The sequence below is a fragment of the Pantoea sp. JZ29 genome, from assembly GCF_035190385.1.
Taxonomy (GTDB): domain Bacteria; phylum Pseudomonadota; class Gammaproteobacteria; order Enterobacterales; family Enterobacteriaceae; genus Pantoea; species Pantoea stewartii.
Genome location: NZ_CP045241.1, coordinates 1,575,070 through 1,596,754, shown reverse-complemented (window position 1 = coordinate 1,596,754; position 21,685 = coordinate 1,575,070). Strand labels below are relative to the sequence as shown.

23 protein-coding genes and 1 other annotated feature are annotated in these 21,685 nt (G+C 53.8%); of the genes, 16 read left to right on the top strand and 7 right to left on the bottom strand.

The genetic code is table 11. The features are described from left to right. Positions 1–226: 226 nt before the first annotated feature. Positions 227–994, top strand: coding sequence for a DNA-binding transcriptional repressor YgbI (ygbI, locus tag GC090_RS07480; RefSeq protein ID WP_133745352.1), 768 nt, complete (start codon positions 227–229; stop codon positions 992–994). A gap of 41 nt (positions 995–1,035) precedes the next feature. On the opposite strand, the gene GC090_RS07475 is transcribed toward ygbI, so the two are convergent. From GC090_RS07475 to GC090_RS07465, 3 genes are all read right to left on the bottom strand, one after another. Beyond that, positions 1,036–2,394 carry an APC family permease gene (locus GC090_RS07475; RefSeq protein ID WP_039338101.1) on the bottom strand — a complete coding sequence of 453 codons (1,359 nt, stop codon included), beginning with the start codon at positions 2,392–2,394 and terminating at the stop codon, positions 1,036–1,038. Further along, positions 2,384–2,548 carry a hypothetical protein gene (locus tag GC090_RS07470; protein WP_006119821.1) on the bottom strand — a complete coding sequence of 55 codons (165 nt, stop codon included), beginning with the start codon at positions 2,546–2,548 and terminating at the stop codon, positions 2,384–2,386. Before GC090_RS07470 ends, GC090_RS07475 begins: the two co-directional genes overlap by 11 nt. Positions 2,549–2,772: 224 nt before the next feature. Then, entirely contained in the window at positions 2,773–4,188 is a 1,416-nt protein-coding gene (locus GC090_RS07465) for a glutamine synthetase family protein (protein ID WP_416381878.1), read from the bottom strand. A gap of 213 nt (positions 4,189–4,401) precedes the next feature. Between GC090_RS07465 and puuD the strand changes: the two genes are divergently transcribed. From puuD to GC090_RS07450, 3 genes are read left to right on the top strand one after another with little or no spacing between them, the layout of a single operon-like run. Beyond that, positions 4,402–5,163 (top strand): gamma-glutamyl-gamma-aminobutyrate hydrolase, encoded by a 762-nt coding sequence (gene puuD, locus GC090_RS07460; RefSeq protein ID WP_324021247.1) that lies wholly within the window; start codon positions 4,402–4,404, stop codon positions 5,161–5,163. Then, positions 5,160–5,717 carry an HTH-type transcriptional regulator PuuR gene (gene puuR, locus GC090_RS07455; protein ID WP_054633493.1) on the top strand — a complete coding sequence of 186 codons (558 nt, stop codon included), beginning with the start codon at positions 5,160–5,162 and terminating at the stop codon, positions 5,715–5,717. Before puuD ends, puuR begins: the two co-directional genes overlap by 4 nt. A 27-nt stretch (positions 5,718–5,744) precedes the next feature. Beyond that, positions 5,745–7,022: an NAD(P)/FAD-dependent oxidoreductase gene (locus GC090_RS07450; RefSeq protein WP_039338107.1), complete on the top strand. Its 1,278-nt coding sequence runs from the start codon at positions 5,745–5,747 to the stop codon at positions 7,020–7,022. Between the two features lie 46 nt (positions 7,023–7,068). Here GC090_RS07450 and GC090_RS07445 read toward each other — a convergent pair whose 3' ends face one another. Beyond that, positions 7,069–7,896 carry an SDR family oxidoreductase gene (locus GC090_RS07445; protein WP_006119826.1) on the bottom strand — a complete coding sequence of 276 codons (828 nt, stop codon included), beginning with the start codon at positions 7,894–7,896 and terminating at the stop codon, positions 7,069–7,071. A 178-nt stretch (positions 7,897–8,074) separates the two neighbouring features. Between GC090_RS07445 and hisL the strand changes: the two genes are divergently transcribed. The 12 genes from hisL (at position 8,075) to GC090_RS07385 (ending at position 18,128) form a co-directional block, all read left to right on the top strand. Beyond that, positions 8,075–8,122 carry a his operon leader peptide gene (gene hisL / locus GC090_RS07440; protein WP_100396937.1) on the top strand — a complete coding sequence of 16 codons (48 nt, stop codon included), beginning with the start codon at positions 8,075–8,077 and terminating at the stop codon, positions 8,120–8,122. After that, positions 8,098–8,218: a sequence feature (His leader region), on the top strand. (Overlaps the previous gene by 25 nt.) 52 nt (positions 8,219–8,270) lie before the next feature. Continuing rightward, entirely contained in the window at positions 8,271–9,170 is a 900-nt protein-coding gene (hisG, locus tag GC090_RS07435) for an ATP phosphoribosyltransferase (protein ID WP_006119827.1), read from the top strand. Between the two features lie 3 nt (positions 9,171–9,173). Further along, positions 9,174–10,481 (top strand): histidinol dehydrogenase, encoded by a 1,308-nt coding sequence (gene hisD, locus GC090_RS07430; protein WP_054687555.1) that lies wholly within the window; start codon positions 9,174–9,176, stop codon positions 10,479–10,481. Then, positions 10,478–11,548 carry a histidinol-phosphate transaminase gene (hisC, locus tag GC090_RS07425; RefSeq protein ID WP_039338110.1) on the top strand — a complete coding sequence of 357 codons (1,071 nt, stop codon included), beginning with the start codon at positions 10,478–10,480 and terminating at the stop codon, positions 11,546–11,548. The genes hisD and hisC overlap by 4 nt, the downstream gene beginning before the upstream one ends. A gap of 2 nt (positions 11,549–11,550) precedes the next feature. Continuing rightward, positions 11,551–12,618 (top strand): bifunctional histidinol-phosphatase/imidazoleglycerol-phosphate dehydratase HisB, encoded by a 1,068-nt coding sequence (gene hisB, locus GC090_RS07420; protein WP_324021243.1) that lies wholly within the window; start codon positions 11,551–11,553, stop codon positions 12,616–12,618. Continuing rightward, the gene (gene hisH / locus GC090_RS07415) at positions 12,618–13,208 is read left to right on the top strand and encodes an imidazole glycerol phosphate synthase subunit HisH (protein ID WP_006119831.1); all 591 of its coding nucleotides are present in this window, start codon (positions 12,618–12,620) and stop codon (positions 13,206–13,208) included. The genes hisB and hisH overlap by 1 nt, the downstream gene beginning before the upstream one ends. Next, a complete protein-coding gene (gene hisA / locus GC090_RS07410; protein WP_324021241.1) occupies positions 13,208–13,945 on the top strand; it encodes a 1-(5-phosphoribosyl)-5-[(5-phosphoribosylamino)methylideneamino]imidazole-4-carboxamide isomerase in 738 nt (245 codons plus the stop codon). Before hisH ends, hisA begins: the two co-directional genes overlap by 1 nt. Beyond that, a complete protein-coding gene (gene hisF, locus GC090_RS07405; RefSeq protein WP_006119833.1) occupies positions 13,927–14,703 on the top strand; it encodes an imidazole glycerol phosphate synthase subunit HisF in 777 nt (258 codons plus the stop codon). Before hisA ends, hisF begins: the two co-directional genes overlap by 19 nt. After that, positions 14,697–15,308 (top strand): bifunctional phosphoribosyl-AMP cyclohydrolase/phosphoribosyl-ATP diphosphatase HisIE, encoded by a 612-nt coding sequence (gene hisIE, locus GC090_RS07400; RefSeq protein WP_133745357.1) that lies wholly within the window; start codon positions 14,697–14,699, stop codon positions 15,306–15,308. Before hisF ends, hisIE begins: the two co-directional genes overlap by 7 nt. Before the next feature lie 73 nt (positions 15,309–15,381). Then, on the top strand, positions 15,382–15,858 hold the full coding sequence (locus GC090_RS07395; RefSeq protein WP_006119835.1) for a YbaK/prolyl-tRNA synthetase associated domain-containing protein: 477 nt from the start codon (positions 15,382–15,384) through the stop codon (positions 15,856–15,858). Between the two features lie 67 nt (positions 15,859–15,925). After that, positions 15,926–16,723, top strand: a complete 798-nt coding sequence (locus GC090_RS07390; protein WP_033740450.1) for an ABC transporter substrate-binding protein — start codon at positions 15,926–15,928, stop codon at positions 16,721–16,723. Between the two features lie 106 nt (positions 16,724–16,829). Next, positions 16,830–18,128 carry a succinylglutamate desuccinylase/aspartoacylase family protein gene (locus GC090_RS07385; RefSeq protein WP_162286463.1) on the top strand — a complete coding sequence of 433 codons (1,299 nt, stop codon included), beginning with the start codon at positions 16,830–16,832 and terminating at the stop codon, positions 18,126–18,128. A gap of 47 nt (positions 18,129–18,175) precedes the next feature. Here GC090_RS07385 and gndA read toward each other — a convergent pair whose 3' ends face one another. The 3 genes from gndA to GC090_RS07370 all read right to left on the bottom strand — a co-directional run bounded on the left by gndA (position 18,176) and on the right by GC090_RS07370 (position 21,684). Then, positions 18,176–19,585: an NADP-dependent phosphogluconate dehydrogenase gene (gene gndA / locus GC090_RS07380; protein ID WP_162286462.1), complete on the bottom strand. Its 1,410-nt coding sequence runs from the start codon at positions 19,583–19,585 to the stop codon at positions 18,176–18,178. A 138-nt stretch (positions 19,586–19,723) separates the two neighbouring features. Next, the gene (locus tag GC090_RS07375) at positions 19,724–20,527 is read right to left on the bottom strand and encodes a glycosyltransferase (RefSeq protein ID WP_262959261.1); all 804 of its coding nucleotides are present in this window, start codon (positions 20,525–20,527) and stop codon (positions 19,724–19,726) included. 32 nt (positions 20,528–20,559) lie between these two features. After that, complete coding sequence (locus tag GC090_RS07370) at positions 20,560–21,684, bottom strand: glycosyltransferase WbsX family protein (protein WP_324021237.1); 1,125 nt, start codon at positions 21,682–21,684, stop codon at positions 20,560–20,562. Position 21,685 lies beyond the last annotated feature (1 nt).

Sequence of the window (21,685 nt, the reverse complement as noted above, 5' to 3'; positions counted from 1 at the left end):
TCTGCTGGTAATAGTGGCAGGAAAGTGCAGGTAAAAACGTGCCGTATTTCACATAAATTAACTTCATAAGGCCGCAGTTGAACATTTATTCACATCAGCCACGTAACTGTTATTACCAGGTATCGCGGTCAAACCGCCACCAGCAAAGGGGATCTGGAGCAAAATTTTCGTGTGTCTTTGTGAAGGCATCCCCTACAATGTGAAAAAATGATAAACCGAGGTGTATATGATCCCCGTTGAGCGTCATCAACAGATTCTGGCACTGGTGGCCGAGCGCGGCGTAATGAGCATCGCCGAACTGACCGAGCGTTTTGGCGTGTCACACATGACGATTCGTCGGGACGTGCAGAAGCTGGAGGAACAGGGCGCGGTGCTGTCGGTTTCCGGTGGCGTGCGCTCCGTTAACCGCCTGGCGAGCGAACCCTCGCACCTGACCAAGACCGCGCTGTGTAATGAAGAAAAAAACGCCATCGGCAAATTGGCCGCTCAGCTGATTCCGCCTGACAGCTGTATTTATCTGGATGCCGGTACGACGACACTGGCGCTGGCGCGGGAAATCGCCGACAGGGAGGACCTGTTAGTGGTCACCAATGATTTTATGGTGACCAATTTGCTGATGGAGGCGAGCCGCTGCCGGGTGATTCATACCGGTGGCACCGTATGTCGGGATAACCGTTCCTGCATTGGCGATGCAGCCGCACGCCACCTGCGGCAACTGGCAATTGACATTGCCTTTGTCTCCACTTCCAGTTGGGGATTGCGCGGTTTGTTTACGCCGGATGAAGACAAGGTAGCGGTTAAACAGGCCGTGTGTGACGTCAGCAGCAAACGCGTGCTGCTCAGCGACAGCTCGAAATACGATAAAATCGCGACGTGGCTGGCCTTACCGCTGGAAAAGTTTGATGTGATTGTGACAGATGATCAGTTAAATGCCGCAGGACGGAATGCGTTACAGGCAGGAAGCTGGGAACTGATGCTGGCAAGTAAAAGCTGACAGAAAACGGCCCTGCTCTGTGAATGAGCAGGGCCGGGGGATTACACTTCTTCGCTAAACTGTGGAACGGGATTGCGGAAGCTGCGCGTCACAAAGGCCAGGTAAACAATACCAATCGCGGCCCAGATCAGTCCCAGCACCATAGAACTTTGCTCCAGGTTAACCCACAGTGCACCCACGGTCAGGGCACCCATCATCGGCAGAACCAGATACTGGACGTGATCTTTCAGGGTTTTATTCCGTTTTTCACGTACCCAGTACTGCGCAATCACTGACAGGTTAACGAAGGTAAACGCAACCAGCGCACCAAAGTTAATCAGCGCAGTCGCGGTGACCAGATCGAAGTTGATCGCCATCAACGCCACGGCACCTACCAGAATCACGTTAAGTGACGGCGTGCGCCATTTTGGATGGATATAGCCGAAGAAACGCTCCGGGAACACACCATCACGGCCCATCACGTACATCAGACGTGAAACGCCTGCGTGCGCTGCCATACCGGACGCCAGTACCGTAACCACAGAGAAGATCAGGATACCGATCTGCAACGCTTTACCGGCCACATACAGCATGATTTCAGGTTGCGACGAATCCGGCTCTTTAAAGCGCGAGATGTCCGGGAAATACAGTTGCAGGAAGTACGACGCGACAATAAACATCAGGCCACCAATCAGCGCGGTCAGGAAAATCGCACGCGGAATGGTACGTTCTGCATCTTTCGTTTCTTCTGACAGCGAACTGATGCCGTCAAAACCGAGGAATGAGAAACACAGAATCGTCGCACCGGTGATCATCGGCACCACATGGGCGTTTTCAGACCAGAACGGTTTACTGCTTACCACTGTTCCCGCACCTTCGCCGTGCGCCACGCCGTAAATCACCATCGCGGTGATACCGACCATGACCACCACCTGAAGGATGACAATCACGCTGTTGAAGTTAGCGACCGTTTTGATGCCCTTAAGGTTGGAGAGCGTCATAAAGCCCACCAGCAGCACCACGAAAATCCACGACGGGATCCCTGGCACCAGGGTTTCAAAATAGTTTTTAGCCAACAGAATGTTGATCATCGGCATGAACAGATAGTCCAGCAGCGATGACCAGCCCACCATAAAGCCGACGTGCGGACTGATGGCCTTCTGAGCATAGGTATAAGCGGAGCCCGCAGATGGGAAGCGGCGTACCAGCTTACCGTAACTCACGGCGGTAAACAGAATCGCAATCAGGGCGAAAGCATAAGCGGTGGCAACGTGACCGTCCGTCAGGCCCGATACGATACCAAAGGTATCAAACAGGGTCATCGGCTGCATGTAGGCTAAGCCCATCATGACAACAGGAAGTAACGTCAGCGTTTTTTTCAGTTGGGCACGTTGTGGTGCGGCAGAGGTATTAAGCGACATGCTTCAGTCCTCCTTGCGCAGCAACCTGGCTGGGTTGATTCACAAGGAAACTGCGCATTAAGCGACAGGGAGTAAGGCTGGCGGCCAGCGCGGCGCCGTAGTCATCACGGAAACGTGTACCAGCCTGGGCTGGCAGAGTGTTAAACATCCCCATCTTTACATCCTCAATCTCACGCGGCTGCGTGTTTTCAGTGTTTATCTATCCGGGTGCGTGCCCGGCCTCGTTGGTGTCAGCTAAATGCTACGCGTTAAAAACAATATGCAAAAAAATAACCGGCGCGGTGAGCGTCGGTTATGTTCTGAATTTGCAGGGGGCGTATTTTGCCCTAACCCAACGCATTATTTCAAGACGTTGTCGCATAGAATGCAAAATTTTAATCAGGCGTTTTTCAGCATCCAGTCGATTTCGGTGGCAGTGATTAATCTTTCGAACTGCATAAGCTCATAATTTTTGCAGCTAAACCACACTTTGGCAAATTTCTCACCCAGTAATTTTTGTAAAGGATAGCTGCTTTCGAAGGCATAGAGTGCATCGCTCTGCCGAATCGGCAGCGCCAGCCCTTCCGCTTCATGGCCGTTTCCTTTAACCGGCTGTGGCAGCGGCAGCTGCGTATCGAGGCCGTGCAACATGCCGGCCAGAATGGTAGCCATGACGAGATAAGGATTCGCATCCGCCCCGGCTACCCGGTACTCGATGCGGCGACTTTCCAGATCGCCACAGGGAATACGCAACGCTACCGTACGGTTATTGTGGCCCCACGACGCCTGCAAAGGAACGTAGGCATCGGGCACAAAACGACGGAAGGCATTGACGTTGGGGGCCAGCAGCGCCATGGAGGCAGGCATAAGGTCAATCATGCCCGCCAGCGTGCGTTTCAGCAGCGGGGAATCGCTTCCGTCATCACAGGCAAAGGCATTATGGTCAGCGGCATCAAGCATGCTGATATGGACGTGCATCCCGCTTCCGGCATAGTCCTCATAGGGTTTTGCCATAAACGTTGCCGTCATGCCGTGGTTCTCTGCCACCTGGCGGATAAGGCGCTTGAGCTGGATAGCATGGTCGCAGGCGCTCAGCACATCACGGGTATGATGGAGATTGATTTCGAATTGCCCCGGCGAGGCTTCCGCCAGCGCGCCATCCGCAGGAATGCCCTGCAGACGGGCCAGCGCATCGATATCACGCAGGACATCGGCGAAGTGATCGAGATTATCCAGCGAGTAAACCTGGCTTTGTCTGTTGCGATCGTCACTGCCTGGCGCACAGGGCGGTTGAATATAGCCTTCTGCATCGCGCTTTTTATCGACCAGATAGAACTCCAGCTCTACCGCTACCACCGGAAACAGTCCACGATTACGCAGCTGTTGCCACAGCCGGTTCAGAACATTTCGGGGTTCAACGTCAAAGGGAGTGCCATCTTGGTTGCACATGGTTAACAGCAGTTGTGCAATGTGTTGCGGATCGGCGGCGGAAGGGACGAGTGTGCCCTGGACGGGAAGGCAGAGGTTATCGGGTTCACCAAGCGACTGGCCCAGACCGGCCTCTTCGACGGTATTGCCGAGAATATCCATGGCAAAAACCGAGGCGGGAAAGTAGCAACCTTTTTCCAGCCTGGCTAAGGCCGAAACCGGGATGCGCTTACCGCGAAAAACACCATTTAAATCGTTGAGCAAGATATCGACATACTGCGTTTCAGGGTGGCGCTCCAGCCAGTTTTTCACTTCTTGCTGGAACGCGCTGGTTCGTCTCTCTTCACTGTGAAGCGTGAAGTCTTCTACTTCTACCAGGTTAGTCATGATTTCATCCGCCTTTGACCACAAAAATGGGAGTGCGTAATGCTCAAAAAAACCGCCACTCATCTAACATAGCTCTAACGCAAAAAGTGTGCAAATGTAACAAATCTGTTTGAAGATCGACCAATGGATTGCTAGATTGACAAAATATTGCACACTTAACCATCAGACATGCCCTTTTCGTCAAATATTTCGAACAGCAGTTAAGGGGGAAAGATGGGCATTATTTTTGACAAGCCTTTGATTGGCGTAGTGATGTGCCAGACGCACAATCAGGGCCACCCGGTTCAGTCTGTCCACAACAAATATCTTGATGCCATCGTCCTGGCGGGCGGCGTGCCGCTTGCCCTGCCCCATCACCTTATGGCTGCCCCGCATCTATCAGAAAACGCTATGGCTGTGCTGGACGGCATTCTGCTGACCGGGAGCCCCAGCCACCTGGAGCCCTGGCTGTATGGCGAAGAAGGCGAAGAGCCGGAGGCAGATGCCGGCCGCGATCGCCTGGCGTTTAACCTTATTACGCATGCTGTCGGCAAACAGGTGCCGCTGCTGGGCATATGTCGGGGCATGCAGGAGCTGGTCGTGGCCAACGGCGGTGCCCTGTATCGCCACCTTGACCACCATCCGCAGTTTCAGCGCCACCATGTAGACGAGGATGCCTCACCTGAACAAACTTACGCACCCGCTCATGCCATCCAGATTGCACCGGGAGGATTGCTGGACAGGCTGCTGGGACGTGCGCCGATCACCGTCAACTCCGTTCATCACCAGGGCATTCGTGAAGCGGGACCGCAGGTGCGCGTTGAGGCCCGTGCGCCCGATGGTCTGATTGAGGCGGTCAGCCTGCCAGCGCACCCTTTCGCCCTTGCCGTACAGTGGCATCCTGAATGGCAGCTGAAACCCGCCACGCCGTCCTTTGCGCTGTTTGACGGCTTTATTCAGGCCGCCCTGCACTATCACCAGAGGAAAAAGGTATGAATGATGCGGCTCAGGCTCCGGGACGACGCCTGGCGCAGATCCGTCAGGCCATGGGACTGTCACAACGGCGCGTCGCGGAACTGGCCGGACTGACCCACAGCGCCATCAGTACTATCGAACAGGATAAGGTCAGCCCGGCGGTCAGCACGCTGCAAAAGTTGCTGAAGGTTTATGGCCTGTCTTTGTCTGCGTTTTTTTCGGAGCCGCATGCTGAGGACGCGCCCAAAGTGGTGGTCCGGCCTGAAGATCTGCTGGAAATCGGCAGTCAGGGCGTTTCGCTTAAACTGGTTGATAACGGCACGAAAACCCGGGCGTTAGGCATGTTACTGGAAACTTACCAGCCAGGGGCCAGCACCGGCGAAAAATTACGCCATGCGGGCGAAGAGACCGGTACCCTGCTGGAAGGGCGCATCGTACTGGAAGTTAACGGACAGCAATTTCATCTGACGGCCGGCGAAAGTTACGTGATCGATACGGGTTTGCCGCACAGTTTTACCAACCAGGCCGATGTACCCTGTCGCATCGTCAGCGCCCATACGCCCGCCAATTTTTAATCAGGGACGTTCGCCAAGGAGCTTGATATGAATTACGTAGAAAACTACTACACCTCCACACGGAACCCTCATGCGCCCTGGCCGGTGCTGCAGGAAAGCATCCAGTGTGACGTTTGCATTATTGGTGCCGGTTTTACGGGCTTATCGGCCGGCCTGTTTTTAACCGAAGCGGGTTACGATGTGGTGCTGCTTGAAGCGGCTCGTGTTGGTTATGGTGCCAGCGGCCGCAATGGCGGCCAGGCCGTGAACTCCTACAGCCGCGACGTGGATGTGATTGAACAACGCTATGGCAAAGACAGCGCGAAAATGCTGGGCAGTATGATGTTTGAAGGCGGTGATATTATTCGTGATCGTATCGACCGTTACGCGATCGCCTGCGATTACCGCCCGGGCGGTATCTTCGCCGCGTTTAACCGCCGTCAGATGGCGCACCTGGCCAGTCAAAAAGCCGCCTGGCAGCGTTACGGTAACGACCAGCTTGAACTGTTAGATGAGCGCGGCATTCGTCGCGAGATCGGCTCAGAGCGCTATGTAGGTGGGCTGCTCGACAAACGCGGCGCACATCTGCATCCGCTGAATCTGGCGCTGGGAGAAGCCGAAGCCATTCGTCGCCACGGCGGTCGTATCTATGAACAGTCCGCCGCGTTAAGCGTCAGCTACGGTTCACCTAATCGGGTAAAAACGGCACAGGGAGAAGTCAGCGCCACGTTTCTGATTTTTGCCGGCAATGCTTATCTGCCTTCCGAACTCGAACCGCGCCTGAGTCGCAAAAGCATGCCGTGCGGCTCGCAAATCATTGCCACCGAACCGCTGTCCCGTGACCGGGCATTAGCGCTGTTACCCAACAACTATTCGGTAGAAGATTCCAATTATCTTCTGGACTATTTCCGCCTGACCGCCGACAACCGGCTGCTCTATGGTGGCGGTGTGGTTTATGGGGCGCGCGAGCCTGGCGATGTGATCACGATGATCCGGCCTAAAATGCTTCGCACCTTTCCGCAGTTGCAGGACGTGAAAATTGATTTCGCCTGGAGCGGAAATTTTCTGCTGACGCTGTCGCGCATGCCACAGTTTGGTCGGCTGGAAAACAACGTCTACTTTATGCAGGGCGACAGCGGCCACGGCGTGACCTGCACGCACCTTTCCGGCAAGCTGATAAGCGAAGTGTTACGTGGGGATGCTGAGCGCTTTGATGCCTTCGCGAAGCTTCCGCATCTGCCCTTCCCTGGCGGACGGCGATTTAAAGTGCCGCTGACGGCCATGGGTGCCGCCTGGTATGCCTTACGCGACCGACTCGGCGTGTGATCAGGAACAGAATACGACGCTTTCCCCACTAAGGGGAAAGCCACACTCATTCCAGCGGCATTTTCTGCGGATCGTCATAGCGGTATTCAAAGCCCAGCTCGTGACAGATACGCGCGCCGTCAATCAACTTACCGCTGTCGTCGTGCGTCTGCGGTTCAAAGGTGGGCGGCGTCATGCCCAGCTGGCGCGACACACAGGGATAGAAATGGGCGCGGGACGGATGTTTCAACGCACACAGGTTGAACGTCCTGCCGCCTTTTGGCGTTTGCAGCAGCAGCATAATCGCCTCCACCACATCATCCAGATGCACCAGATTCACCCCGTGCGATCCATTGGGTAAATCCTGTTTGCCGGCCAGGAAGCGACCGGGATGCCGTTTCGGGCCCACCAGCCCGGCCAGACGCAATACATCGACGCTGGTGCCGGGTAAGTCGTGCAGCCAGTTTTCCAGGTCCACCAGCGTTTTGCCTGCCGTGGTTTCTGGTTGAAGCGGGCTTTTCTCCGTTTTGATACCGGCGCTGCCGCCATAGACGGAGGTGGAACTGGTAAAGATGATCCGTGGGACATTGCGCGCCAGCGCGGTATCCACCACGTTTTGTACTGCCTGCACATAGGCGTCGCCGCCCTCTGCCGTGCGGCTGGCGGGCAGGGTGACAACCAGCGCATTCACGTCAAACAGCGCCTCCAGGTCCTCGGCCTCACAGACCAGTTCGGGCGTCAGTTCAAGTTGAAACGCATCAATGCCACAGCGACGGGCCGCCTCTACGCCATCCGGCGTGGTTTTACTGCCGGTCACCTGCCAGCCTCGCGCGGTCAGCGCCATCGCAAGCGGCATGCCCAGCCAGCCGAGTCCTACAATTGCGACCTTTTTCATATTGTCTCCTGCTGCGAACGTCAAGATTCAGCCATCTTAAGCTGCCCCTGAGTTGCAAACCAGTGCAAAGTGTTTCTGTGCTTTGCGAAGAACAACATTAAAAAAGAGTTGCCAATTTCAACTATCTTCGTTAGGTTAATTCCACACAAATGAATAACTTTTCATTATCGAGAATTTTATGACACGCGTTCAGTTCAACCATCATCACCACCATCACCCTGACTAGTCTTTCAGGCGATGTGTGCTGGAAGACGTCTAGGATCTTCCAGTGGTGCGAACGCAAGAGAACCCCCGGAAGATCGTCTTCCGGGGGTTTTTTTATGGGCTGACGCAAAATACGCATTCAGGACAGGTTAATTAAGGGGACAGGAACAATGTTAGACAATAGCCGTTTACGCATAGCTATGCAGAAATCAGGTCGGTTAAGCGATGATTCACGCGAGCTGCTGGCGCGCTGCGGGATCAAAATCAATCTTCAGCAACAGCGTCTGATCGCCTTCGCTGAAAATATGCCTATCGATATTCTGCGCGTGCGCGATGACGATATTCCGGGCCTGGTGATGGACGGCGTGGTCGACCTGGGCATTATCGGCGAAAACGTGCTGGAAGAAGAGTTACTGACGCGCCGCGCACAGGGGGAAGATCCTCGCTACTTCACGCTGCGTCGCCTCGACTTTGGCGGCTGTCGTCTGTCACTGGCCATGCCGGTCGATGACGCTTACACCGGCCCGCAGTGCCTGAACAATGCCCGCATCGCCACCTCCTATCCTCACCTGTTAAAACAGTATCTCGACAAGCAAGGTATCGCCTTTAAATCCTGTCTGCTGAACGGCTCGGTCGAAGTGGCGCCGCGTGCCGGCCTGGCCGATGCGATCTGCGATCTGGTCTCCACCGGTGCCACGCTGGAAGCGAACGGTCTGCGTGAAGTGGAAGTCATCTATCGTTCTAAAGCCGTGCTGATTCAGCGCGACGGCGACATGCCCGCGGCCAAGCAGGAGCTGATCGATAAAATGATGACCCGTATTCAGGGCGTGATCAAAGCACGTGAATCCAAATACATCATGTTGCATGCACCGAGCGAGCGTCTGGAAGAAGTCATCAGCCTGCTGCCGGGCGCCGAGCGTCCAACCGTGTTACCGCTGGCGGGCGATGTGAGCCGTGTGGCAATGCACATGGTGAGCAGCGAAACGCTGTTCTGGGAAACCATGGAAAAACTCAAAGCGCTGGGTGCCAGTTCGATTCTGGTGCTGCCAATCGAAAAAATGCTGGAGTAAACGATGAGCAAAATCATGACACCCGTGAACTGGCAGGCGTGCAGCGCGGAGGCTCAACAGGCGCTGCTGGCACGCCCGGCGCTGTCTGCCTCTGACAGCATCAGTCAGATTGTGCGTGACGTTCTGGCGCGCGTGAAAAGCGAAGGCGACGCAGCTCTGCGCGATTTTAGCGCGCGCTTTGACAAGGTTGAGCTGACGGATTTTCGCGTGACCGCTGAGCAGATGCAGGCTGCCAGCGATCGTCTCAGTGATGAACTCAAACAGGCAATGGCGGTGGCGGTCGCCAATATCGAGACTTTCCACCGTGCGCAGATTCTGCCAGCCGTGGATATCGAAACCCAGCCGGGCGTGCGTTGCCAGCAGGTGACGCGCCCGATGCAATCGGTCGGCCTCTATATTCCCGGCGGGTCCGCCCCGCTGTTTTCAACCGTATTGATGCTGGCGACACCGGCACGTATTGCCGGATGCGGCCGCGTGGTGCTGTGCTCACCGCCGCCGATTGCCGACGAGATTCTCTATGCGGCCCAGCTGTGTGGCGTAGAAGAAGTATTTCAGGTGGGCGGTGCGCAAGCCATTGCCGCCCTGGCCTTCGGCACCGAGACCGTGCCGAAAGTGGCTAAAATTTTCGGACCGGGCAACGCCTGGGTCACCGAAGCTAAACGTCAGGTCAGCCAGAGCCTCGATGGCGCGGCGATCGATATGCCCGCGGGCCCGTCAGAAGTGCTGGTGATCGCCGACGACGGTGCCACGCCCGCGTTCGTGGCGGCCGACCTGTTGTCTCAGGCGGAACACGGGCCGGATTCGCAGGTGATTCTGCTGACGCCTTCACAGGGGCTGGCTGAGCGCGTGGCTGACGCTGTCGAACAACAGCTGGCGCAGTTGCCGCGTGCCGCCACGGCCCGTAAGGCGCTGGAAAGCAGCCGCCTGATCGTAGCCCGCGATTTGCAACAGTGTGTGGCGATTTCCAACCGCTATGGTCCGGAGCACCTGATTCTGCAAACCCGCACGCCGCGCGAGCTGGTTGAGCAAATCACCAGCGCAGGCTCCGTGTTCCTGGGCGACTGGTCGCCCGAGTCTGCAGGCGATTATGCCTCCGGCACGAACCATGTGCTACCTACCTATGGTTATACCGCGACCTGCTCCAGCCTGGGGCTGGCCGACTTCCAGAAACGTATGACGGTACAGGAACTGACGCCGCAGGGCTTTATGGATCTCGCCGCCACCATTGAAACCCTGGCCGCCGCGGAGCAGTTGGATGCCCACAAAAATGCCGTCACGTTGCGCGTCACCGCGCTCAAGGAGCAAGCATGAGTCAGGATATTGAAAAACTGGCCCGCGCCAATGTGCGTGCGCTGACGCCTTATCAGTCGGCGCGTCGTCTGGGCGGCAACGGTGATGTCTGGCTGAATGCTAACGAGTTTCCGCTGCCGGTGCCCTTTGAGCTGTCGCAGCAAACCCTGAACCGCTACCCGGAGTGCCAGCCGAAGCAGGTAATCACCCGCTATGCGGCTTACGCGGGCCTGTCTCCTGAGCAGGTGCTGGTCAGCCGCGGCGCAGATGAAGGCATTGAGCTGTTGATGCGGGCGTTCTGTGAGCCCGGCAAAGACGCGATTCTGTTCTGCCCTCCGACCTACGGTATGTACAGCGTCAGCGCGGAAACCATCGGCATTGAGTACCGAACCGTGCCGGCACGTGAAGACTGGCAGTTGAACCTGCCCGCGATTGCCGAACAGCTCGACGGTGTGAAAGTCGTTTATATGTGCAGCCCGAACAACCCCACGGGCAACCTGATTGATCAGGACGCTATCCGTCAGCTACTGGCGATGACCGCCGGCAAAGCGCTGGTCGTCGCGGATGAAGCCTATATTGAATTTTGTCCACAGGCGACGCTGGCGGGCTGGTTGCGCGAATATCCGCACCTGGTCATTCTGCGCACCCTGTCGAAAGCCTTCGCGCTGGCCGGTCTGCGCTGCGGATTTACGCTGGCGAATAAGCCGGTTATCGACCTGCTGATGAAGGTGATTGCGCCCTATCCGCTGGCGACGCCGGTGGCCGACGTGGCGGGCCAGGCACTGAGCGACGAAGGGATTGCCTTAATGCGCCAGCACGTCGATGAGCTGAATGCCAACCGTAGCTGGTTGTTTGAACAGTTGCCGCAAATTCGCGTCGTGGAGCAGGTCTTCCCCAGCGAAACCAACTATATTTTGGTGCGCTTTACCGATTCACCAAAGGTGTTTAAAACCTTGTGGGATCAGGGCATTATTTTGCGTGACCAAAACAAGAACCCCGGCCTCGCAGGTTGTCTGCGCATCTCGGTGGGAACCCGCACCGAGTGCGAACGCCTGATCGCCGCGCTGCAAGCCTTATCTCTGGAGTAAGCATGAGTCAGAAGACCCTTTTTATTGACCGCGATGGCACGATTATCTCGGAACCGCCGCAGGACTTTCAGGTGGATCGGATGGATAAGCTGGCGTTTGAGCCGGACGTCGTGCCTGCACTGCTGGCGCTGCAGGACGCAGGCTATCAGCTGGTGATGATTACCAATCAGGACGGTCTGGGCACGGACAGTTTTCCACAGGCGGACTTCGATGGCCCACACACGCTGATGATGCAGATTTTGTCATCGCAGGGCATTCGTTTTAGCGATGTGCTGATTTGTCCCCATAAGCCTGAAGACCGCTGCGCGTGCCGTAAGCCGAAAACCCAGATGGTTGAGGCCTGGCTGGCTGAAGGCGCCCTTGATACGGCCAACAGCTATGTGATTGGCGATCGCCAGACCGATATTCAGCTGGCGGAAAATATGGGGATTCAGGGCATTCGCTATGGCGCAGAAGGTCAGGACTGGAAAGCGATTCAGCAGCAGCTGACGCAGCGCGACCGCTACGCGCTGGTCCAACGCAACACCAAAGAAACCCAGGTCCGCGTGGAACTGTGGCTGGACCGCGAAGGCGGCAGTAAGATCAACACTGGCGTCGGCTTCTTTGATCATATGCTGGACCAGATTGCCGTGCACGGCGGCTTCCGCATGAACATCGACGTCAACGGTGACCTGTATATTGACGATCACCACACGGTAGAAGATACCGGTCTGGCATTAGGCGAAGCGCTGCTGAAAGCGTTGGGCGATAAGCGCGGCATTGGCCGTTTTGGCTTTGTGCTGCCGATGGATGAGTGCCTGGCGCGCTGTGCACTGGATATCTCTGGTCGTCCACATATCGAATTTAAAGCGGAATTCAGCTATCAGCGCGTTGGCGATCTGAGCACCGAGATGGTCGAGCACTTCTTCCGTTCCCTGTCCTACGCCATGATGAGCACCCTGCACCTGAAAACCAAAGGGAAAAACGATCATCACCGCGTGGAAAGTTTATTCAAAGCCTTTGGCCGGACCTTACGTCAGGCGATTCGCGTTGAGGGAAATACCCTGCCGAGCTCTAAAGGAGTGCTGTAATGAACGTGGTGATCCTGGATACAGGCTGTGCCAACCTGTCGTCGGTAAAGTGGGCCGTTGAACGTCTGGGCTATACGCCAGAGGTCAGTCGCCATCCGGATGTCGTCCTGCGCGCCGATAAGCTGTTTCTGCCCGGCGTTGGTACCGCGCAGGCGGCCATGAACCAACTGCAGGAGCGTGAGCTGATTGAGCTGGTCAAGGCCTGTACGCAGCCGGTGCTGGGTATTTGCCTGGGCATGCAGCTGCTGGGCAGCCACAGCGAAGAGAATGGCGGTGTGCCCACGCTGGGCATTATCGACCAGCCCGTGTCACTGATGGACACGCAGGGGTTACCGTTACCGCACATGGGCTGGAACCAGATCACCGCTCAGGCCGGTAATCATCTGTTCCGCGGCATTGATGAAGGCAGCTACTTCTACTTCGTACACAGCTTTGCGATGCCCGTAAATGCCAGCACCATTGCGCAGTGTCACTATGGTCAGGCGTTCACGGCCGCGGTACAGAAAGATAACTTCTTTGGCGTGCAGTTCCACCCGGAACGCTCTGGCAAAGTCGGCGCGCAGTTGCTGAAAAACTTCCTGGAGATGTAATGATTATCCCCGCATTAGATTTAATTGATGGCAAGGTTGTGCGCCTGCATCAGGGTGATTATGCCCGTCAGCGCGATTACGGCAGCGATCCGTTACCCCGCTTACAGGATTACGCACGCCAGGGCGCAACGGTACTGCACCTCGTGGATTTAACCGGTGCTAAAGATCCGGCGAAACGCCAGATTACCTTACTGAAAAGCCTGCTTAACAGCGTGGATGCGGTGGTCCAGGTTGGCGGCGGCATTCGCAGTCGGGAAGACGTTAAAGCGTTACTGGACGCGGGTGCCAGCCGTGTGGTGGTAGGGTCGACCGCCGTCAAACAGCCCGAGGAAGTGAAAGCCTGGTTTACCGAGTTTGGCCCGGACGCGATTGTGCTGGCGCTGGACGTCCGTATTGATGCGACCAACCGCAAAGAGGTGGCGATTAGCGGCTGGCAGGAAGCTGCGGGCGTTACGCTCGAAGAGGTCATTGAACAGTTCCAGCCGGTCGGGCTGAAGCATGTTCTGTGCACCGACATTTCCCGTGATGGTACGCTCAGCGGGTCGAACGTGGATCTGTATAAAGAAGTGACCGCACGCTTTCCGCAGATTGCGTTTCAGTCCTCAGGCGGTATTGGTGAACTCAGTGACGTTGCCGCCCTTCGCGGCAGCGGTGTTCAGGGCGTGATCGTCGGACGTGCGCTACTGGAAGGCAAATTTACAGTTTCGGAGGCCATAGCATGCTGGCAAAACGGATAATTCCTTGTCTCGATGTGCGTGACGGTCAGGTGGTAAAAGGCGTTCAGTTTCGTAACCACGAAATTATTGGCGACATCGTGCCGCTGGCGCAGCGCTATGCGCAAGAAGGTGCGGACGAGCTGGTGTTTTACGATATCACCGCTTCATCGGACGACCGCGTAGTGGATAAAAGCTGGGTTGCGCGCGTTGCCGAAGTCATCGACATTCCGTTCTGCGTGGCAGGCGGCATCAAAACCCCGGAAGACGCCGCGCGGATTCTGGAGTTTGGTGCGGACAAAATTTCCATTAACTCCCCTGCGCTGGCCGATCCTTCATTGATCACCCGCCTGGCCGACCGCTTTGGCGTCCAGTGCATCGTGGTCGGTATTGATACCTGGTTTGATGACGCCAGCGGGAAGTACCATGTTAATCAGTATACCGGCGACGAATCCCGCACCCGCGTGACCCAGTGGGAAACACTGGACTGGGTGCAGGAAGTGCAGAAACGGGGCGCAGGCGAGATTGTCCTCAACATGATGAACCAGGACGGCGTGCGCAACGGTTATGACCTGGTGCAGTTGAAGAAGGTACGTGATGTCTGCAAGGTACCGCTGATCGCCTCTGGCGGTGCGGGTACCATGACTCACTTCCTTGAAGCCTTTGAGCAGGCCAATGTCGATGGCGCGCTGGCGGCGTCGGTTTTTCACAAACAAATTATTAATATCGGCGAGCTGAAACGCTTTCTGATCGACAACGGTGTGGAGATTCGTGCGTGTTAACTGAACAACAACTGGCCCGGTTAGACTGGGAAAAAACCCAAGGCATGATGCCGGTCATCGTCCAGCACTCTGTTTCTGGTGAAGTTCTGATGCACGGTTATATGAATCAGGCGGCGCTGGAAAAAACGCTGCAGGACGGCAACGTGACGTTCTTTTCACGCACCAAAAACCGTCTGTGGACCAAAGGCGAGACCTCAGGACACTTTCTACAGGTCGTGAGCATCACACCTGACTGCGACAACGACACGTTGCTGGTGCTGGCCAACCCGATTGGCCCCACCTGCCATCTGGGCACCTCCAGCTGCTTCACCCCTGCTGCGCCTGACTGGACGTTCCTCTATCAGTTGGAACAACTGCTGGCGTCCCGTAAGCAGGCCGACCCGGAAAGTTCTTACACTGCCAGACTCTATGCCAGCGGCACCAAACGTATTGCGCAGAAGGTCGGTGAAGAAGGCGTGGAAACCGCGCTGGCTGCCACGGTAAACGATCGTGAGGAACTGACGAACGAAGCCTCCGATCTGATCTATCACCTGCTGGTACTGCTGCAGGATCAGGATCTGGATCTCAGCACCATCATCAATAACCTGCGCGCCCGTCATAAGTGACAGACTGCGTTACGGCTGCTCGACGGTTTGCTGAGCAGCCTTTCCCGTCCGTTTAACCTGTAAGGATTTTACCGTGACTACGCATGAAAAACTCATTGCTCTGCTCGACCAGCATCGCGCGCGTTACCGCCTGATGCAGCATGAGGCAACCGGCAAATGTGAAGCCGTTGCCAAAATTCGCGGCACGGCAGTCGGACAGGGCGCAAAGGCGCTGGTGTGTCATGTGAAAGGCAATGGCGTCAAACAACATGTTCTGGCGGTACTGCCTGCGGATCAGCAGGCCGATCTCAGTAAAGTCGCCTCAGCCGTAGGCGGACGCCGGGCATCCCTTGCCTCGCCCGCAGAGGTCGATGTGCTGACCGGCTGCGTATTTGGTGCGATTCCCCCGTTCAGCTTTCATCCTGATTTAACTGTGGTGGTCGACCCGCTGCTGTTTGAGCGCTATGACGAGATTGCCTTTAACGCCGGCGTACTCGACCAGTCTGTCGTACTGAATACCCAGGATTACCGTGGCCTTTGCCAGGCTAACATTGTGAAAATCATCCTCTAATTGCCATCATCCCGGGTGAAAGGTACTCTGCGTAATACACTATTACGACAACAGAAGACCGAAAACTATGGCAATCACTTCTCTGAAAACCCGTTTACACAAAGCGTTAGCGCTGGCCCTCCTGGCTGGCTGCGCGTTTGGCGCCCAGGCGAAAATTGAGCAGGTTCGCTTCGCTGTTGATCCCACCTATCCCCCTTTTGAATCCAAAACGCCGCAGGGGAAGCTGGTCGGCTTTGATATCGATTTAGGTAACGCGCTGTGCGCGCAGATGCAGGCCAAATGTGTCTGGGTGGAAAGCCAGTTCGACGGGATGATTCCGGCGCTTAAAGCGCGTAAATTCGACGCCATTCTGTCTGATATGGGCATCACCGAAGAGCGACTGAAGCAAATCGACTTTACCGTGCCGCTGTACGATACGCACACCCAGCTTATCGCGCGTAAGGGGTCGGGCCTGTTGCCCACCCCGGAATCGCTGAAAGGCAAAACCGTCGGCGTAGAACAAGGCACCGTGCAGGAGCGTTATGCCCGGGCAAAATGGCAACCTTTTGGCGTGACGGTCGTGCCCTATGGCGATCAGGCGCAGGTTGAAAGTGATCTGGTGGCCGGGCGCCTTGATGCGGTCTTTACCGATGCGGCTCAGGCGGCAAACGGTTTTCTCAAACAACCTCAGGGCAGCGCGTTTGAACTGGCCGGGCCGATTGTGAAAGACCCGATCATCGGGCCGGGCACGGCGATTGGCCTGCGTAAAGGCGATACCGAACTGAAAACTGCGCTGGATGATGCCTTCGCTGCCATTAAGAAAAATGGCACCTTTGACAAACTGCAAAAGAAATATTTCGCCACGGATATTTCCATTCAACCGTAACGTCAGGGCAGGCTTTTTCCCCCTCCTCCGTCTGCATGACTATACTCAATGACTTTATGGGCGGCATTTGTCCGCCCCTGAACCGACAAAAGGACATTAACACGGTATGTACCAACAACATCACCCTTTGTTAAGCGCCTCTCTCGGCACCCAGCGTGAAATTATCAGTTTTCATTTTGGCGATGATCACAGTCGCCAGGTCTATATTCAGGCTTCCTTACATGGCGACGAGATCCCGGGGATGGCGGTGGCCTGGTATCTTAAGCAGCGTTTACAGGCGCTGGAATCTGCCGGACGACTCAAAGCTTTTTTCTCCCTGATACCGGTATCCAATCCGCTGGCCCTGAGCCAACACTGGCACGGTACGCATCTGGGACGCTTCCACGCACAGTCCGGCCAGGATTTTAACCGCAAATTCCCGTCTCTGGGTGCACTTCTGGCGGGGGAACTGGCCGAGACGCTGACCCAGAATGAGAGTCAGAACCGGCAGCTGATTCGTGATGCGATTGACCGTTACTACCGTGACACAATCGCCAAAACTGAACTGGAAGCCCAGCGTTATACGCTGATGCGCATGGCCAGTCAGGCCGATCTGATGATTGATTTGCATTGTGACTGGGAGGCGGTTCCACACCTTTACACCACGCCACATGCATGGCCGGATATCGAACCCTTAGCACGCTGGCTGGGCAGTGAAGTGCAGCTACTGGCACAGATATCGGGGGGTGAGCCCTTCGACGAAGCCTGCTGTGAACCCTGGCTGACGCTGGCTGAAAAATTTGGTGAAACATTCCCGATGCCGCGCGGCCTGCTGCCGGTAACGCTGGAGCTACGTGGCGTACGTGATGTCTCGCCTGAACAGGCTGAGCAGGACGCAGATGCGATCATTAACGCGTTGCAGGAATCCGGCTATATCTCTGCGGCCGATACGTCCGTGTCTGTTGAAGTCGCTGCGCCGGTGATTGGCGGTGATGAGCTGGTGTCGGTGGTGAGCGGCGGCGAGGATGTGGTCGGTGTGGATGAGAGCGGCACCGGACTGGGTGCGCCTGGTGTGGCGCAGGCCGCAGAAGAAGGCAATATTATCAAGCAGCGTCACACCGAAGGCACGTCGGCTTTAATGCCGCCGCTTAAAAATCCCCCGACGCCGCTGGCGGGTTGTGAATATGTTCACTCACCGGTATCGGGCCTGATCCTGTATCGCAAACCGCTAGGCGCGCGAATCCGTCCAGGAGAAGTGGTTGCGGAGATTGTTGATCCTGTCACCGACCACATCACCCCGCTGGTCGCAGAATTTGGAGGCGTGCTATACGCGCGGCACTGGGCCAGATTTGCGACGGCAGGCATGCTGGTGTTAAGGCTGGCGGGCGATAAGGCGGTGAGGAGTGGGGACTTATTAGTCGGTTAAAAAAAGGCTTCCCTTGGGAAGCCTTTAAACATTTTAAAATCGGGTGATTAGTCTAACCACTCAGTATGGAACACACCGTCTTTATCAATACGCTTGTAAGTATGTGCGCCGAAGTAGTCACGCTGTGCCTGAATCAGGTTAGCGGGCAGCACTTCTGAACGATAGCTATCGTAGTAAGCGATCGCCGCAGAGAATGTCGGTGTAGGGATACCGTTCTGAATCGCATAAGACACCACATCACGCAGTGCCTGCTGATACTGATCCGCGATATCTTTGAAGTACGGTGCCAGCAGCAGGTTAGCAATACCCGCATCTGCTGCGTAAGCATCAGTAATTTTCTGCAGGAACTGGGCACGGATGATACAGCCGGCACGGAAAATCTTAGCGATTTCCCCGTAATGCAGATCCCAGTTATTCTCTTCGGACGCAGCACGCAGTTGTGAGAAACCCTGCGCGTAAGAAACAATCTTGCCCAGATAGAGCGCGCGGCGTACTTTCTCAACGAATTCAGCTTTATCGCCGGTAAAGGCTTTTGCCTGCGGGCCACTCAGCACTTTTGACGCGGCAACACGTTGTGATTTCAGCGATGACAGATAGCGGGCAAACACCGATTCGGTGATAAGGGATAACGGCTCGCCCAGGTCCAGAGAGCTCTGGCTGGTCCATTTACCGGTACCTTTGTTAGCGGCTTCATCAAGGATGACATCAACCAGGTAGTGTCCGTCTTCATCTTTTTTGGTGAAGATATCTTTGGTGATATCGATGAGATAGCTGCTCAGTTCACCATTGTTCCAGTCAGTGAAAGTTGCGGCCAACTCTTCGTTATTCAGACCCAGCGCACCTTTCAGCAGCGCATAAGCTTCGGCAATAAGCTGCATGTCGCCATATTCGATACCGTTGTGGACCATCTTGACATAGTGACCCGCACCGTCCGGACCGATATAAGTCACGCAAGCCTCGCCATCTTCAGCACGAGCTGCAATTTTATCCAGGATAGGTGCAACCAGCTCATAGGCTTCTTTCTGGCCACCAGGCATGATAGATGGACCTTTCAGAGCGCCCTCCTCACCACCGGAAACACCGGTGCCGATAAAGTTAAAGCCCTGATCAGAAAGTTCTTTGTTGCGACGAATGGTATCTTTGTAGAAGGTATTACCACCATCGATCAGGATATCGCCTTTATCAAGATGCGGGGTGAGGGAGGCGATAGTCTTGTCAGTCGCTTCACCTGCCTGAACCATCAGCAGAATGCGGCGTGGTTTTTCCAGCGAATCGACAAACTCTTCAACGGTGTAGAACGGCGCAAGCTTCTTACCCGGATTCTCAGCGATCACTTCATCGGTCTTCTCGCGTGAGCGGTTGAAGACAGAAACGGTGTAACCGCGGCTCTCAATGTTTAAAGCCAGGTTGCGCCCCATGACTGCCATACCGACAACACCGATTTGTTGCTTGGACATTTTTTACTCCTGTCTGAAGATCAATCTACAAGTGTTCTTATGATCAGTTAAGATAGTGACATGATACTAATAACAGACCTTCCGTGGAAGTTAATTAAAGGAAATAATAAATGGAAGAGACGAATATGTAAGATCTGGTTAATAGAACTGACTAAGGCATTTTTTGTTCAATTTAGCTCTTATTATATCACGCCACCATCCCCACTTATTAAAGTACTTACAAGCCGAAACGATATGGTAAAAAAGAAATTTATATTTGATATAAGATCTCCTTTGTGCCTCATGATAAACAACAGATACTGGGCAATAAACTACTTTCAAATCGGAATCACATAAACGTCGTGACAAATCAACATCTTCAAAATAAAGAAAAAACCTTTCATCGAAGCCGCCAGAATATTTAACCGCAGCATTGCTTAATATCATGCAACAACCCGAAAATGATGGTGCAAAAAAAGGTTTACCATAGTCAGCCTGATGTAATTCATACTGCTGATTTAGCTCACCGCCGCTATTCTTAAAAAAACGTCTGGCAAAAAGCTGAACAGGATTAGGTAACAACTTACAGGCATACTGTAATGTACCATCAGGATAAACTATTTTGGGAATAGAAAAATCAACGTTATTTGCCAGACAATAATCATAAAGCTTTGACATCTCACCTTTCGGAAATGAGATATCAGGATTACAAATAAGAAAATAATCTGCTGAGTCTGTATATTTTGACAAAACTGTATTATGACCCGCACCAAAACCACGATTATGGCGGGTATTGATTATTTCGATTTTAGCATTCGTTAACTCTGAAAGCCAAAGACAATGACTCCCATTATCAACAAGGACAATTTTATCAATACTTTCGTCAGCGATTAAAGAATCTAAGGTACTCTTAATATCATTATAATTATGTTTATAAAGAACAACAGAAGCTATAATTTTCACTATTCACCATCACAAACCCAAATGTAAAAAACTCATCGACGTGATCTATTTGTGGAAAGAACGCTTTGGGTCACTTCCAGAAATGCATTTTTTCGCTTGTCATCTGGTTCAAGGTAAGCGCTTTCCGACCACTCATTCCAAGCATTAATAAATAAAAGTGGTTGATGAGAGTTTGAGAGCTTACCAATAGCTAGCGAAAGTGCTTCTCTATAATTTTCTACAGAAACATTATCGAACAACGTCGCTCTTTCACCATAACGAGCAGTATTATCCCAGTCGGGAAAAACCGAATGATATACAGGTTTATTCAAAACAAAGCTTTCGCTATGCATTAATGAAGAAATAAAACCATTATAATCAAATCTTTTTATACTTGAATTATTTTTACGAAACCTGGAGATAGTTGACTGTATACTCTCGGGTAAACTACGAGCAATTTTCTCAAGTTTAGGGAATTTACTTTTGTTAAGATAAAAATTTATTGCATAGCGAGGATTGAAATTCATTATCGCATCAAAATGCTTATAAACATTATCAGCGTTAGAAATATCATAACTTCTGCAAGCAATAAAGTACAATCCATCGAAACCATCTTTTTTGGCAAGATCATCAAACTTAGATAAAACGCTATGTAGCGAAGGTATAAGCTCTGGTCTGTATATATTTAAAACAGGTTTATTATTTATCTTATAGTATCTATCATCTTGAAAAAAACGGCTCAGGTAATCATAATGTGATACGATTTCAAAATCGTTACTATAATAATTCTGTTTGATCAAAAATTCGTTTGGCTTGCCAATCCATTGTCGAGTCCAGCTCTCATTCGCCCATGTCATCATAAATTTAATATTGACAGAAGGCTGACCAAGCAAATTTTTGATAGGTATATCAAGATAAGGTTTGCCGTTAAACCAGTAATGGTAGAAGTTAAAACCCGTTAAAGAATAATCTCTGGCAAGTTCCGCTTGCGAGGCAATCACTGAAGGATTCGATTGATTAACATATCCATTTGTGGGTAATCTTGGCTGATTATGCATAGGAAACTGCGGGCGAGCATCACGAACCAGATCCCAATCCGTAAACCCTTCACCCCACCATTCAGAGTTTTCCACTGTTGAATAAAACTGTGGAAAATAAAAGGCGAATGTATCGATCATA